Genomic DNA, 13,015 nt, shown 5'->3' on the forward strand with positions numbered 1-13,015 from the left:
AGCAGCAAGCGCTTTCTCCTCCCTGCAACGTAAGCTCCGCCCCCGCACAAGGTCAACCACCCGATAGCCAAGGCCGCGCGGGGGCGGTGAAACCCCTGTGACGGTCCTGTCGTCGCCGGACGCTAGGCTGCGCTGCACACCCGTGATCACCACGCCCGGCGGCGTGACGTTCCGTCGCGCCTGCCTCGACGAGCACTTGGACGCCGTAACGTCATGTCTTGGTTTGAATCCCTCATCCTCGGACTCGTCCAGGGGCTGACCGAGTTCCTCCCCGTCTCCTCCAGTGCGCACCTGCGGCTGACGGCGGCCTTCTCCGGCTGGAAGGACCCGGGCGCGGCCTTCACGGCGATCACGCAGATCGGCACGGAGTCCGCGGTGCTGATCTACTTCCGCAGGGACATCGGCCGGATCATCTCGGCGTGGACGCGCTCGCTGTTCAACAAGGAGATGCGCAAGAACCACGACGCCCAGATGGGCTGGCTGGTGATCGTCGGCTCGATCCCGATCGGTGTGCTCGGGCTGCTGTTCAAGGACCAGATCGAGGGGCCGTTCCGCGATCTGCGGATCACGGCGACCATGCTGATCGTCGTCGGCGTGGTGATAGGCGTGGCCGACCGGCTGGCGGCGCGGGACGAGACGGGCGGCCGGCACCGCGCGCCCAAGCAGCGCAAGACGCTGGAGAACCTGGGCGTGAAGGACGGCCTGGTCTACGGGCTGTGCCAGTCGGCGGCGCTGATCCCGGGCGTCTCCCGCTCCGGCGCCACCATCAGCGGCGGCCTGTTCATGGGCTACAAGCGCGAGGCCGCGGCCCGCTACTCCTTCCTGCTCGCCATCCCCGCGGTGCTGGCCTCCGGCCTGTTCGAGACCAAGGACGCGCTGGAGAGCGACCACGTGGCGTGGGGGCCGACGCTGTTCGCGACAGCGATCGCCTTCGCGTCCGGGTACGCGGTCATCGCCTGGTTCATGAAGTTCATCTCCACCAAGAGCTTCATGCCGTTCGTCTGGTACCGCATCGCGCTCGGCATCGTGATCATCGGTCTGGTGACGGCGGGCGTCCTGAGCCCGCACGCGGCAGAGTCGGCGGGCTGACCCGCAACACCGAAAACCCCTGAACGCCGCGCCACGGCCACCCCCTCAAGGGGCGCGGGGAACTGCGCGACCAACCCCCACCCACCCACAGCCGACAAACGACCTCACCCAACTCCCCGCACCACCACGCTCAACCGACGCTGAGGATGATCCGCTCCCGCACGCCCCCGCTTTCCAGCAGGCGATGCGCCTCCGCGGCCTCCCGCATCGGCATGGTCCTGCGGCTCTTCATCCGCAGCCGCCCCTCGGCCGGCATGGCCATGCCCTCGTCCAGCGCACCGGGGGTACGCTCCGTCTCACGCGACCCATATAGTTGATGTATCACATATATGCTCGCACCACACCCGTAAACCCGGAGGTGATGGAAGGGTCAACCACCTCCTAAGGTGGGGCCATGGAGGAAGCACCCCGCTGGCTGAGCCCCGTCGAGGAACGAGCCTGGCGCGGCATGCTGCGCATGCACGACCTGCTGGTCAACCAGGCCGGCCGGACGCTGCAGAGCGAGTTCGGGCTGTCCGCCACCGACTACTCCGTGCTCGCCGAGCTGACCCGCGCGCCCGGCGACCGACTGCGCGTGCTGGAACTCGCGAAGGTGCTCGGCTGGGAGAAGAGCCGGGTGTCGCACCACCTCTCACGCATGGTGAAGCGCGGTCTGGTCGCCCGCGAGGAGTGCCTCGACGACGGGCGCGGGGCGTACATGATGGTGACCCCGGCCGGCCGGGAGGCACTGGAGGCCGCCGCGCCGCAGCATGTCGAGGACGTCCGGCGTCTCTTCCTGGACCATCTGTCGCCCGGCCAGATCACGCTGCTGGCGGAGATCACCGACACAGTCATCGAGAAGATCGACATCAGCTGAGGTCTCCGTCCGGGAGACCTCAGCCGCCCCGGCCCGTCGATCCACACCGCCACCGCGGGACGAACGGAATGAACACGTCCCGCGATTGTTGAAAGCGGTATGAAAAAGATCGGGTTCCTGTCATTCGGGCACTGGACGCCGTCGCCGCACTCCCGGACGCGCTCCGCCTCGGACTCGCTGCTACAGGCGATCGACCTCGCGGTCGCCGCGGAGGAGCTGGGGGCGGACGGCGCCTACTTCCGCGTCCACCACTTCGCCCGGCAGCACGCCTCACCGTTCCCGCTGCTCGCGGCGATCGGCGCGCGCACCAGCCGGATCGAGATCGGCACCGGTGTGATCGACATGCGCTACGAGAACCCCCTGTACATGGCGGAGGACGCGGGCGCGGCCGACCTGATCTCGGGCGGCCGGCTCCAGCTCGGCCTGAGCCGCGGCTCACCGGAACAGGTCATCGACGGTTGGCGGCACTTCGGCCATCGCCCGCCGGAGGGCGGGACCGACGCCGACCTGGCTCGCGGGCACACCGAGGAGCTGCTCAGGGTGCTCACCGGTGAGGGATTCGCAGAGCCCGACCCCTCGCCGATGTTCGCCAACCCACCGGGCCTGCTGCGCATCGAACCGCACTCCGAGGGCCTGCGGGACCGCATCTGGTGGGGCTCCGGTTCGAACGCCACCGCCGTATGGGCCGCCGGGCTGGGGATGAACCTGCAGAGTTCGACCCTCAAGGACGACGAGAGCGGCGAGCCGCTCCACGTCCAGCAGCGCAAGCAGATCGAGGCGTACCACGAGGCATGGCGGGCCGCCGGCCACACCCGGACCCCCAGGGTGTCCGTCAGCCGCAGCATCTTCCCGCTCGTCGACGACACGGACCGGGCGTACTTCGGCCGTGACCGCGACTCGAAGGACCAGATCGGCTATATCGACGCCAAGACGCGCAGCATCTTCGGCCGGTCCTACGCCGCCGAGCCGGACGTGCTGGTCAAGCAGCTCGCCGAGGACGAGGCCATCGCTGCCGCCGACACCCTGTTGCTCACGGTGCCCAACCAACTGGGCGTCGAGTACAACGCACATGTCCTCGACAGCATCCTGACGCACGTGGCGCCGGAACTCGGCTGGCGCTGACGAGCGGGGCCGACGAAGGCGCCACCCGGGTAAGCAGCGGCCCGCGCGCCCCGCCGACCGGGGCGGCGCCTTCACCCGCCCCACCCAGCACCGCGGTACATCGAGATACCCCATACCATGCACCGCAGCACATCAAGATAGGTGACGCTTCACCCTTATAGTTGACACGTCATCTTTCCCCTTCTTAGAGTCATTGAAAGTTGAACTGATCGGCGACCGGGCAGGCCGTCGACGCAATTACCAGGAGAGACACCATGGGACAGCTGGACGGCAAGACGGTCGTCATCACCGGCGGCACAAGCGGCATCGGACTGGCCACGGCCCAGCGCTTCACCCAGGAAGGCGCCCACGTCTACATCACGGGACGCCGCAAGGAAACCCTCGACCAGGCCGCCGAACTGATCGGCGGCAACGTCACCCCGGTCCAGGCCGACAGCGCGAACCTGGCCGACCTCGACCGGCTCTACGCCACCGTCGCCGACGCCGGACACCGGATCGACGTCCTGTTCGCCAACGCCGGCGGCGGTGAGTTCGCGCCCCTCGACCAGGTCACCGAGGAGCACTACGACAGCACCTTCGACAGCAACGTCAAGGGCACCGTGTTCACCGTCCAGAAGGCGCTTCCCCACCTGGTCGACGGCGCATCGGTGATCCTCACGGGCTCCATCGCGGGCGTCTCCGGGGACCCCGCCTTCGGCGTCTACGGCGCCTCCAAGGCCGCCATCCGCTCCTTCGCCCGCACCTGGGCCAACGAGCTCAGCGGGCGCGGCGTCCGCGTCAACACCATCTCCCCCGGTCCCATCACCACGCCCGGCCTCAACGGCCTCGCCGCGGACGAGGAAGGGGCCGCGGAGCTGCGGAAGACCCTCGCCGGCATCGTCCCCCTGGGGCGCATGGGGCAGCCGGAGGAGGTCGCCGCCCTCGCCCTCTTCCTCGCCACCGACCAGGCCAGCTTCATCACCGGCACGGAGATCTTCGTCGACGGCGGCGCCAAGCAGGTGTAGTCCGGTCCGCCGTGCCGGCACTCACGACGCACTACGAGGGGTGCGATCAAGGAAGTCGTGACGCAGGACATACGGGATCAGTAGCCGTTCGGTAGCGCAGTGTCAGTGCTTGCCCCTAGGCTTGTCCGCATGTCCCCCGATTCCGTGACCTCTGGTTCCGTGCGCTCTGCCGCCGAGGTGAACGAGCAGATCCGGGCGCTGTGGATGCGTGCGGGTGGTTCGTTGTCGGCCCAGGAACGCACGGAGTACGAGCTGTTGGTGGTCGAGTGGGCCGAGGCGATCCGAGGCGACGTCATCAAGGCGGCCTGACGGCGCCGGCATCCCGGCGCCCGCCACCCGCGCGACCGAGCCCGAGCGCCCCGGCCCTTCACCGCCCGCCCGCCACCCGCAACACCGCCCCCGTCGTGTAAGACGCGTCCGGTGACATCAGCCAGGCGATGGCCGCCGCGATCTCCTCCGCCCGCGCCGGACGCCGCAGCGGAATGCCCTCCGCCATCCGCCAGGCCCGGTCCGGGTCGCCCATCGCCGCGTGCATCTCCGTGTCGACCGCACCCGGCGCGACCGCGTTGACGCGGATGCCGTCCGGTCCGAGCTCCTTGGCGAGCCCGAGGGTGAGCGCGTCGACGGCGGCCTTGGTGGCCGCGTAGTGCACGTACTCCCCGGGGCTGCCGAGAGTGGCCGCGCCCGACGACACGTTCACGATGACACCGGCGCCCCGCGCCGTCATGAGCTGTGCCGCACGGCGTGAACACAGCAGTGTTCCCAGGAGGTTGACGTCGACCACCCGGCGCAGGGTCGCCGTGTCCGTGTCGGCGAGGCGGCCCAGCAGGCCGGTCACGCCCGCGTTGTTCACCAACCCCGTCACCGGCCCCAGTTCGCGCTCCGCCGTCTCGAAGAGCCGCTCGACGTCGGCCTCCACGGCGGTGTCCACCCGCACCGCGACCGCGCGAGCGCCCGCCTCGCGCACCCCGTCCGCCACCTTCTCGGCGGCCTCGGCGTCACGGACGTACCCGACCGCCACGTCATGTCCCTCGGAGGCGAGGCGCAGACAGGTCGCGGCACCGATTCCCCTGCTGCCCCCGGTGACGACGGTGACGAGACGTTTCATGGGACCTCCCGAACCAAAGCAAAATGATCGATCATCGATCACCCTAGTCGTCCGGCGGCCACCGCGAGCCCGCCGAACCGATCCCGCCGAAACGCCCCCTCCGGGAAACCTACCCCCGGGCGTACTCCTTCACGAGCTCATACGACCTCAGCCGGTCGGCGAGCGCGTAGACCGGCGTGACCAGCATCAGTTCGTCCGCCCCCGTCGCCTCCACCACCTCCGTCAGGCGCTTGACCACGGACACCGGCGATCCGTGCGCCTGCTGGGAACGGAAGGCCGTCAGCGCCTTCTCCTCCTGCTCCGTGAACGCGTGGGCCGCCGCCTCTCCCGGTTTCGGGAAGGGGATCTCGCTGCGCCCCTGCAGCAGCCCGGCCTTGACGACGTCCATGGGACCCGCCAGCCGCGCGGCCTCCTCGTCCGTCTCGGCGCACACCGTCTCCACGCAGACCAGCACGCGCGGCCGTGCGCACCAGCGGGACGGGGTGAAGTGCTCGCGGTAGTGGGCGAGCGCGGCCGGGGTGTTGTCGGGGCGGATGTGGTGGGCGAAGGCGATCGGCAGTCCCAGTTCGGCGGCGAGCGCGGCACCGGCGGTGCTGGAGGACAGCAGCCATGGCTCGGGGAGCGGCCCGAGGGCCACCTCCTCCACCAGGAGGCGCAGGATCGCCATGACGTCGTCGCGGTACTCGGCGTCCGTGGTCGGGGCCGCTCCCCGGCGCAGGGCCCTGGCCGTGGGCTCGTCGAAAGTGCCCGGGCCGCGGCCGATGCCCAGGTCGATGCGGTCCGGGTGCAGTGCGGCGAGCGTCCCGAACTGCTCCGCGAGCGTGATCGGGGCGTGGTTCGGCGCGAGGACCCCTCCGGAACCGAGCCTGAGCGACGAGGTCAGGGCGGCCGCGTGGGCGGTCAGGACGACCGGAGGGAACGCCCCGATGGCCGGGGAGTGATGGTGTTCCGCGTACCAGAGCCGCTCGTAGCCGAGGACTTCGAGACGTCGGGCGAACTCGGCGGTGTCGCGCAACGTGTCGACGGCCGGGGCGCCCGACTGGACCATGGCCACCTCGAGCGCGCTGAGCGGGACAGTGATCATTCGGTCAGTATAGGAAGGGCACGTGTCGGTATCACGCCGGAATCGGCATGCGGTGCAAGGGAGTTGAGAACGTCCCGCCGCGAAGAGCGTCGATTGTGGCGCCACGCCCCTTGGCCCGGCCCGCCTCATGCCCAACACTGAGCCGATGACGCAGCGTGTGGAGCTCGCGACCGTGATGGACCGGCTGGCCGTCGACGAGGTGGTCACCGACTACGCGACGGCGGTGGACGACGGCGACTGGGAGGCCTACCGGGGGCTGTTCGCGCCGGACGGGCGTGCCGACTACCGCTCGGCGGGCGGCATCGAGGGCGACGCGGGGAGCGTCGCCGCCTGGCTCGCCGAAAGCATGCTGCTGTTTCCGATGCGGCAGCATCTGATCGTCAACCGCCGGGTGCGGTTCGGGACCCTGGAGTAGGACGCCGGCGACACGGCCCGGGTGCGGGCCGACTACGTCAACCCGATGCGGCTCGATCCGGACGGCTCCGTGCCCGACTTCGTGTGCGGTGGGCGCTACGCCTTCGCCCTGCTGCGCACGCACGACGGCTGGCGGCTGACGGAGGTCGTCGTCGAGGAGAAGTGGCGGCGGCTGCCGGGGCCGCGGCCCGCGTCCTTGGCCGAATGATCGCGGCCGCTCTGTCCCGGATCACGGAAAACACGCACACTGGAGCCACAGCTGGGTAGAGGGGGGCCGTATGAAGACCTTGGGATCTTGGCTCGCCTCTCCGTGGCGCCGCTCGGCCGTCGCCGCGCTGGCCGGCGCTCTGCCCATGTTCGCTTTCCCCGCGCCGTCGTTGTGGTGGTTCGCGTACGTCGCCCTCGTCCCGTGGATCGTGCTGGTCCGCTCCGCGCCGACCGGGAAACGGGCGGCGTACGACGGCTGGTGCGGCGGGTTCGGCTACATGGTGGCGGTGCACCACTGGCTGCTGCCGAGCCTGAACGTCTTCATCTTCGCCCTGGCGGCGCTGCTGGGCGCGTTGTGGGTGCCGTGGGGCTGGCTGGTACGCCGCTTCCTGGGCGGGGTGCCCGGGCCGGGCCAGGTGCTGGCCGGTCTCCTCGTCGTGCCGTCGGCCTGGCTGATGGCGGAGCTGGTGCGCTCCTGGCAGGGGCTGGGCGGCCCTTGGGGGGTGCTGGGCTCCAGTCAGTGGCAGGTGGAGCCGGCGTTGCGGCTCGCCTCGGTCGGCGGGGTGTGGCTGCTGAGCTTCCTGGTGGTCGCCGTGAACGTGGCCGTCGCCGTGCTGGTGTCGGTGCGTGAGTCGCGGGTGCCGGCCGTCGCCGGGATCGTCGCGACGGCTGCGGCGACCTCGGCGGCCTGGGTGTGGTCGCCCCGCCCGGACGTCGACGGCCGGGTGCGGGTCGCCGTGGTGCAGCCCGGAGTCATCGACGGCCCGGACCGGCGTTTCGACCGCGAGGAGTGGCTGACCCGGGAACTCGCCGGGCGCGGCCTCGATCTGATCGTCTGGGGCGAGAGCAGCGTCGGCTACGACCTCGACGACCGGCCCGACCTCGCCCGGCGCATCGCCACGCTGTCCCGTGAGACGAAGGCCGACATCCTCGTCAACGTCGACGCCCGGCGCTCCGACAAGCCGGGCATCTACAAGAGCTCGGTCCTCGTCGGCCCGGACGGCCTGACCGGCGACCGCTACGACAAGATGCGGCTGGTGCCCTTCGGCGAGTACATACCGGCCCGGTCGCTGCTCGGCTGGGTCACCTCGGTCGGCAAGGCGGCCGGCGAGGACCGCAGGCGCGGCAGCGAACAGGTCGTGATGAACGTCGGACACGGGCTGCGCGTCGGCCCGATGGTCTGCTTCGAGTCGGCGTTCCCCGACATGAGCCGTCACCTCGCCCAGGACGGCGCCGAGTTGCTGATCGCGCAGTCGGCGACGTCGTCGTTCCAGCAGAGCTGGGCGCCCGAGCAGCACGCCTCGCTGGCCGCCCTGCGCGCCGCCGAGACCGGCCGCCCCATGGTGCACGCGACCCTGACCGGCGTGTCGGCCGTCTACGGACCCAGCGGGCAGCGGATCGGCTCCTGGGTGGGCACGGACCGCAGCTCATCGGCGGTGTTCGAGGTTCCGTTGGCCCACGGGATCACGCCGTACGTCCGCTACGGCGACTGGCCGGTGCACGGCGCGATCCTGATCCTCGCCGTGTGGTGCGCGACGGAGGGTGTGCGGGCGGTCCGCCTCAGGCGGCCCGGTCCACGACCGCACGTACCACCCGCTCGCACAGTTCGTGAGTCGCCAGTGCGTCCCGGGCGCTGAGCACCTTGCCCGCCCGTACCGCGTCGAGGAAGGCGAAGACGGCCTGCTCGATGCCGCGCTGACGGGCCACCGGCACCCAGTCCCCGCGCCGCCGCACCGTCGGCTGCCCCTTGTGGTCGACTATCTCGGCGAGGTTGACCACCTGACGCTTGGTGTCCTGACCGGACACCTCCAGGATCTCCTCCGCCGAGCCGCTGAGCCGGTTCATCACGCCGAGCGCGGTGAAGCCGTCCCCGGCCAGCTGCAGTACCACGTGGTGCAGCAGCCCGTCCTCCACGCGCGCGCGTACCGTCACGTCGTCGACGGGCCCGGGCACCAGGAACCGCAGCGTGTCGACGACGTGGATGAAGTCGTCGAGGATCATCGACCGGGGCTCCTCCGGCAGTCCGATCCGGTTCTTCTGCATGAGGATCAGTTCGCGCGGATGGTCGGCGCACTGCGCGTACCCGGGTGCGAAGCGCCGGTTGAAGCCGACGGCGAGGGACACACCGCGCTCCTCGGCGAGCGCCACCAGCCTTTCGGAGTCGGCGAGTTCATAGGCCAGCGGCTTGTCGACGTAGGTCGGCACCCCGGCCTGGAGCAGCCGTGTGACGATCTCGGGGTGGGCGAGCGTGGGCGCGTGCACGAAAGCGGCGTCGAGGTTCTGCGCGAGGAGGGAGTCGAGGTCCCGGTGGCGGCGGTCGGCCGGGAGGTGGAGGCTGCCGGCCACCCGGTCGAGCGTGGCGGGCGTGCGGGTCTGCAGGTGCAGCTCGACCCCGGCCAGGGCGCCGAGCACCGGAAGATAGGCCTTCTGCGCGATGTCGCCGAGTCCGATGCAGCCGACCTTCACGGGGTGTTCTCCTCTAACGGTTGCCTGCCGTGGTCCTGCCGGAAGCATACGGCGGCAGCGGCGGCCGCCAGTCGGCGATCGGGGCGAAGCCCCGCAGCAGGAGGCCGGGTACGGCTCGCGAGAGTGCGGCGATGGCCGTGTCACGGGCGGCCGTCAGGGCGCGGTCGGTGCTCATGCTGAAGCGGGCCGCCCGGACCCCCTGGCGGGTGATGGCCGTCGTACGGGGAAGGCGGGCCGCCGTGTAGGCGGCGAGCGCGTCGGCGTGGTGCGCCAGCACGATCGCGTCCTCGATGGCCTGGTTGCCGCCCTGGCCGAGCGTCGGTGGCATGGGGTGCGCGGCGTCGCCGAGCAGGGCGACCCGGCCGTGGTGGAAGGCGGGCAGCGGTGTGGCGAGGTGGTGGACGTCATGGCGCAGGACGTCCTCGGGGCGGGTGGCGGCGATGACGGCGGGGATCGGGTCGTGCCAGTCGCCGAAGCGCCGCAGCAGTTCGGCACGCTCGTCGGGCGTCCGCTCACCGGCCGGGGCGACGGCCGCGGCGTAGGCGTACACCCGGCCGTCCTTGAGCGGGTGCGTGCCCCAGAGGCAACCCCTGCCCCAGGTCTCGTGCGAGGCGAATTCGACGCCGGGGACCGGTACGACCACCCGCCAGGTGGTGAAGCCGGAGAAGACGGGACCGGGGTGCTCCGGGAAGAGGCGCTCGCGTACGGCGGAGTGGATGCCGTCCGCCGCGACGACCAGGTCGGCCACCAGTTCGCCGTCGGGGATGCGCACGCGGGCCGGGCGGTCGGTGTCGCCCGGGTCGGCGAGGGTCGCGGCGGCGGCCGTGCGGACGGTGCCCGGCGGGAGCCGCGCGACCAGGCTGTGGATGAGGGTGGCCCGGTGCAGCAGGACCAGGGGGCCGCCGAAGCGCTGGGCGGCGGCCTCCGCGTTGGTCCGGGAGAGCCAGCGGCCGGACGGGGCGCGCAGTCCGCCGTCGCCCTGCCAGGCGGCGAGTTCGCGGATCTCGTCGCCCAGGCCGATGACGTCCAGGGCTCGCAGGGCGTTGGGGGCGAGCGAGATGGCGGCGCCGACCGGTTCCAGTGAGCCGGCCCGTTCCAGCACGGTGACCTCCACACCGCGCCGGTGCAGTGCGGCCGCCGCGGTCAGGCCGCCTATGCCGCCGCCGATGACGACCGCTCGTTTCGGCACAGCCATGACTCCTCCAGATGTCGGTTCGCGTTCACTACAGTTGTAGTAACGCCTTGCCTCGAATGTACTACAGGCGTAGTGACCCGGGTAGGTTGGCCTCCATGTCCGAACGCACCGCCTCCCGCGCCGACCTGGTCGCCGACGCCGCTCTCGCCCTGCTCGCCGAACGCGGGATGCGCGGTCTCACCCACCGGGCGGTCGACGAGGCGGCCGGGCTCCCCCAGGGGTCCACGTCCAATGTCGCCCGGACCCGGCAGGCCCTGCTGGAGCTCGCGGTGCGGCGGCTGGCCGACCGGGAGGCGCGGGTGCTGGCGCTGCACGAACTGCCCGATCCCCGGGCCGGGGCGGCCGCGACGGCCGACGCCCTCGCCCTCGCCACGCACCGGGCCCTGACCCGCAACCGCGAGCTGACCCTCGCCCGCTACGAACTCGCCCTGGAGGCCACCCGCCGCCCCGAACTGCGGACCCACTTCGACGCGGCCGGCGCCCGCTTCCGTGATCTGCTCACGGCACTGGTGACGGACCTCGGTTCGACGGACCCGGCCCGGCACGCGCTGTCGCTGGCGGCCTGGGCGGACGGGCTGATGTTCTCCTGCGTGGCGGGGTCGTTCAACGCCGAGACCCCGAGCCTGCGGCAGGTGCGGGCGGGGCTGCGGGAACTGCTGGACGGCATGCTGGGCAGCCGGTGACGGGCCTCGGGGCCGGCCGATAACCCGTGGTCGCGGCCGACGGGTTGGACGAGGATGCCCGTATGACGACCGAACGCCGTGAACCATCGACCACCGCCGACGAACGCACCATGCTGGAGGGCTGGCTGGAGTACCACCGGCTGACGCTGGCCTGGAAGTGCGAGGGCCTGACCGACGCCCAGCTGCGGACCGCGTCCGTGGAGCCGTCCACGCTGTCCCTGATGGGGCTGGTACGGCACATGGCGGACGTGGAGCGCGGCTGGTTCCGCCGGGTCCTCGCGGACGAGGACGCGGGGCCGATCCACTTCACCGACGAGGATCCCGACGGCGAGTTCCACCTCACCGAGGCGGACACCTGGGCGCAGGCTCGGGACACCTGGCAGGCCGAGATCGAGGCGGCACGCCGCATCGCGGCCGGCTTCGGCCTGGACGACCTCTCCAAGGGACGCCACCGGCGCACCGGCGAGCAGTTCAACCTGCGCTGGATCTACACCCACATGATCGAGGAGTACGCCCGCCACAACGGCCACGCCGACCTGCTCCGCGAGCGGATCGACGGCGCCACCGGCGACTGACGTCAGCCCGGCCGCTCCCGCGCCCTCCGTAAGGGGCCGGAGATCACCCGTGCGGGGCATCCTCCGCCCGTCCGCAGTTCCGCGGGGCGGGCGAAGGCACCATCGTTGAGCGGGTGCATCGAACGACGACCACCGCAACGCTTCTGGTCACCGTCGCTGTCGCGGCCCTCACCGGCTGTGTGACGGTCCAGCGCCCGCCCGTCTCCGGCCCGCCGCCGACGGCGCCGTCCCAGCCGTCGGCGCCACGCCCGGACGGCGAGCGGGAGTCGCAGAACGTGCAGGCGCCGGCCAAGGAGGCGCTGGAGATGATCGGCCCGTCCCGGCGGCCCGAGCCCAGGACGCCGCAGCACCACGGACCGGCGGCGAAGGCGCCGGCCGAGAGGCCGGCGGCGCCCCGCTCGCGGCCCCGGGCACCGGAGCCGAAGCACCGGCACCACCAGCGGCAGCCGCGTGTGGAGATCCCGGTCGCGGGCAAGTCGGTGCCGAAGAACACGAAGGACCTGTGCGCGCTGGGCCGGCAGTACGGGGGCTGGCACACCGACAGCCCGCAGTCGGTCATCTGCAAGCAGGCGTACGGGCGTTGAGCCGCCGTGGGGGCGCCGAGAAGCGCCCCCGCCCCGTCAGGGCCGCTGTCTCGGCGGCCCCCACCACCCGTCCCAGTCGGTGCCGCGCTCCCCCAGGCTGGTCTCCAGCCGGCTGATGGCCGCCCGCACCCCCTCGCCGTACCGGTCGTCGCCGAGCGTCCCGGCGGCGGTCCGGGCACGGCGCAGATGGGTGCGGGCGGCACCGTCGCGGCCCAGCTTCAGGTAGTCGGCGGCCAGGTTCAGGTGCAGGGAGGGGTACAGCGCCCGTACCGCGGGGGCGCTCACGTGCTCGGCGGAGCGCGCCCCGGCCAGCTCCTCCGCGGCCGCCAGCGCCCTCAGGTCCCAGGCCAGCTCGTCGGACGGGTCGTCCTGCGCGTCCGCCATGTAGTGGGCCAGGGTGCAGCGGTGCAGCGGGTCGCCGTCCGTGCCGATCTCGGCCCACAGCGCGAGGAAGCGGTGCCGGGCCTCCTCGCGGTCTCCGGCGTGGTGCAGGATGACGACCTGTCCGATGCGTGTCAGCACGGCGTCCGGCGCCGTCTGCTCCTGTCCCTTGGCCACCGCGCACTCCGCCCACTCGTCGGCTACTGCTCACCGACGCTAACCGCAGCGACCGGCATTCCCGGTCAGG

15 protein-coding genes and 1 pseudogene are annotated in these 13,015 nt (G+C 71.7%); 10 read left to right on the plus strand and 6 right to left on the minus strand.

What is annotated here, in order from left to right:
• Positions 1-213 precede the first annotated feature (213 nt).
• Positions 214-1,089 (plus strand): undecaprenyl-diphosphate phosphatase, encoded by an 876-nt coding sequence (locus FBY22_RS26795; RefSeq protein WP_142150132.1) that lies wholly within the window; start codon positions 214-216, stop codon positions 1,087-1,089.
• 130 nt (positions 1,090-1,219) lie between these two features.
• Here FBY22_RS26795 and FBY22_RS26800 read toward each other — a convergent pair whose 3' ends face one another.
• Positions 1,220-1,414: a zinc-binding dehydrogenase gene (locus tag FBY22_RS26800; protein WP_260845173.1), complete on the minus strand. Its 195-nt coding sequence runs from the start codon at positions 1,412-1,414 to the stop codon at positions 1,220-1,222.
• A gap of 69 nt (positions 1,415-1,483) precedes the next feature.
• On the opposite strand from FBY22_RS26800, the gene FBY22_RS26805 reads away from it, so the two are divergent.
• The 4 genes from FBY22_RS26805 to FBY22_RS26820 all read left to right on the plus strand — a co-directional run bounded on the left by FBY22_RS26805 (position 1,484) and on the right by FBY22_RS26820 (position 4,380).
• A complete protein-coding gene (locus FBY22_RS26805; protein ID WP_174267272.1) occupies positions 1,484-1,945 on the plus strand; it encodes a MarR family winged helix-turn-helix transcriptional regulator in 462 nt (153 codons plus the stop codon).
• A 99-nt stretch (positions 1,946-2,044) separates the two neighbouring features.
• On the plus strand, positions 2,045-3,067 hold the full coding sequence (locus tag FBY22_RS26810; RefSeq protein WP_142150136.1) for an LLM class flavin-dependent oxidoreductase: 1,023 nt from the start codon (positions 2,045-2,047) through the stop codon (positions 3,065-3,067).
• 254 nt (positions 3,068-3,321) lie between these two features.
• A complete protein-coding gene (locus FBY22_RS26815; RefSeq protein ID WP_142150138.1) occupies positions 3,322-4,071 on the plus strand; it encodes an SDR family oxidoreductase in 750 nt (249 codons plus the stop codon).
• 129 nt (positions 4,072-4,200) lie between these two features.
• Positions 4,201-4,380 carry a hypothetical protein gene (locus tag FBY22_RS26820; RefSeq protein WP_142150140.1) on the plus strand — a complete coding sequence of 60 codons (180 nt, stop codon included), beginning with the start codon at positions 4,201-4,203 and terminating at the stop codon, positions 4,378-4,380.
• Positions 4,381-4,438: 58 nt separating this feature from the next.
• Here FBY22_RS26820 and FBY22_RS26825 read toward each other — a convergent pair whose 3' ends face one another.
• Positions 4,439-5,179, minus strand: a complete 741-nt coding sequence (locus FBY22_RS26825) for an SDR family NAD(P)-dependent oxidoreductase (RefSeq protein WP_142150142.1) — start codon at positions 5,177-5,179, stop codon at positions 4,439-4,441.
• Positions 5,180-5,288: 109 nt separating this feature from the next.
• A complete protein-coding gene (locus FBY22_RS26830) occupies positions 5,289-6,263 on the minus strand; it encodes an LLM class flavin-dependent oxidoreductase (RefSeq protein WP_142150144.1) in 975 nt (324 codons plus the stop codon).
• A 145-nt stretch (positions 6,264-6,408) separates the two neighbouring features.
• Between FBY22_RS26830 and FBY22_RS26835 the strand changes: the two are divergent.
• A pseudogene (locus FBY22_RS26835) lies at positions 6,409-6,885 on the plus strand (nuclear transport factor 2 family protein).
• Positions 6,886-6,955: 70 nt separating this feature from the next.
• Positions 6,956-8,521, plus strand: coding sequence for an apolipoprotein N-acyltransferase (gene lnt / locus FBY22_RS26840; protein ID WP_142150146.1), 1,566 nt, complete (start codon positions 6,956-6,958; stop codon positions 8,519-8,521).
• Here lnt and FBY22_RS26845 read toward each other — a convergent pair.
• Together FBY22_RS26845 and FBY22_RS26850 are read right to left on the minus strand one after the other, a co-directional pair.
• Positions 8,445-9,350, minus strand: coding sequence for a Gfo/Idh/MocA family protein (locus FBY22_RS26845; protein WP_142150148.1), 906 nt, complete (start codon positions 9,348-9,350; stop codon positions 8,445-8,447). The genes lnt and FBY22_RS26845 overlap by 77 nt on opposite strands.
• A gap of 13 nt (positions 9,351-9,363) precedes the next feature.
• Positions 9,364-10,545, minus strand: a complete 1,182-nt coding sequence (locus FBY22_RS26850) for an FAD-dependent monooxygenase (RefSeq protein WP_142150150.1) — start codon at positions 10,543-10,545, stop codon at positions 9,364-9,366.
• Between the two features lie 95 nt (positions 10,546-10,640).
• Here FBY22_RS26850 and FBY22_RS26855 point away from each other — a divergent pair, with 95 nt between their 5' ends.
• From FBY22_RS26855 to FBY22_RS26865, 3 genes are all read left to right on the plus strand, one after another.
• On the plus strand, positions 10,641-11,228 hold the full coding sequence (locus tag FBY22_RS26855; RefSeq protein WP_142150152.1) for a TetR/AcrR family transcriptional regulator: 588 nt from the start codon (positions 10,641-10,643) through the stop codon (positions 11,226-11,228).
• Positions 11,229-11,290: 62 nt separating this feature from the next.
• On the plus strand, positions 11,291-11,803 hold the full coding sequence (locus tag FBY22_RS26860; protein WP_142150154.1) for a DinB family protein: 513 nt from the start codon (positions 11,291-11,293) through the stop codon (positions 11,801-11,803).
• A 113-nt stretch (positions 11,804-11,916) separates the two neighbouring features.
• The gene (locus tag FBY22_RS26865; RefSeq protein ID WP_142150157.1) at positions 11,917-12,387 is read left to right on the plus strand and encodes a hypothetical protein; all 471 of its coding nucleotides are present in this window, start codon (positions 11,917-11,919) and stop codon (positions 12,385-12,387) included.
• 36 nt (positions 12,388-12,423) lie between these two features.
• On the opposite strand, the gene FBY22_RS26870 is transcribed toward FBY22_RS26865, so the two are convergent.
• Entirely contained in the window at positions 12,424-12,945 is a 522-nt protein-coding gene (locus FBY22_RS26870) for a hypothetical protein (RefSeq protein ID WP_142150159.1), read from the minus strand.
• Between the last annotated feature and the right edge of the window lie 70 nt (positions 12,946-13,015).

The sequence above is a fragment of the Streptomyces sp. SLBN-31 genome, assembly GCF_006715395.1.
Taxonomy (GTDB): Bacteria; Actinomycetota; Actinomycetes; order Streptomycetales; family Streptomycetaceae; genus Streptomyces.

Bases quoted from the DNA above. Each gene is read 5' to 3' on its own strand.
- FBY22_RS26795 (WP_142150132.1), top strand. From the start codon at position 214: ATGTCTTGGTTTGAATCCCTCATCCTCGGACTCGTCCAGGGGCTGACC.
- FBY22_RS26805 (WP_174267272.1), top strand. From the start codon at position 1,484: ATGGAGGAAGCACCCCGCTGGCTGAGCCCCGTCGAGGAACGAGCCTGG.
- FBY22_RS26810 (WP_142150136.1), top strand. From the start codon at position 2,045: ATGAAAAAGATCGGGTTCCTGTCATTCGGGCACTGGACGCCGTCGCCG.
- FBY22_RS26815 (WP_142150138.1), top strand. From the start codon at position 3,322: ATGGGACAGCTGGACGGCAAGACGGTCGTCATCACCGGCGGCACAAGC.
- FBY22_RS26820 (WP_142150140.1), top strand. From the start codon at position 4,201: ATGTCCCCCGATTCCGTGACCTCTGGTTCCGTGCGCTCTGCCGCCGAG.
- FBY22_RS26825 (WP_142150142.1), bottom strand. From the start codon at position 5,179: ATGAAACGTCTCGTCACCGTCGTCACCGGGGGCAGCAGGGGAATCGGT.
- FBY22_RS26830 (WP_142150144.1), bottom strand. From the start codon at position 6,263: ATGATCACTGTCCCGCTCAGCGCGCTCGAGGTGGCCATGGTCCAGTCG.
- lnt (WP_142150146.1), top strand. From the start codon at position 6,956: ATGAAGACCTTGGGATCTTGGCTCGCCTCTCCGTGGCGCCGCTCGGCC.
- FBY22_RS26850 (WP_142150150.1), bottom strand. From the start codon at position 10,545: ATGGCTGTGCCGAAACGAGCGGTCGTCATCGGCGGCGGCATAGGCGGC.
- FBY22_RS26855 (WP_142150152.1), top strand. From the start codon at position 10,641: ATGTCCGAACGCACCGCCTCCCGCGCCGACCTGGTCGCCGACGCCGCT.
- FBY22_RS26860 (WP_142150154.1), top strand. From the start codon at position 11,291: ATGACGACCGAACGCCGTGAACCATCGACCACCGCCGACGAACGCACC.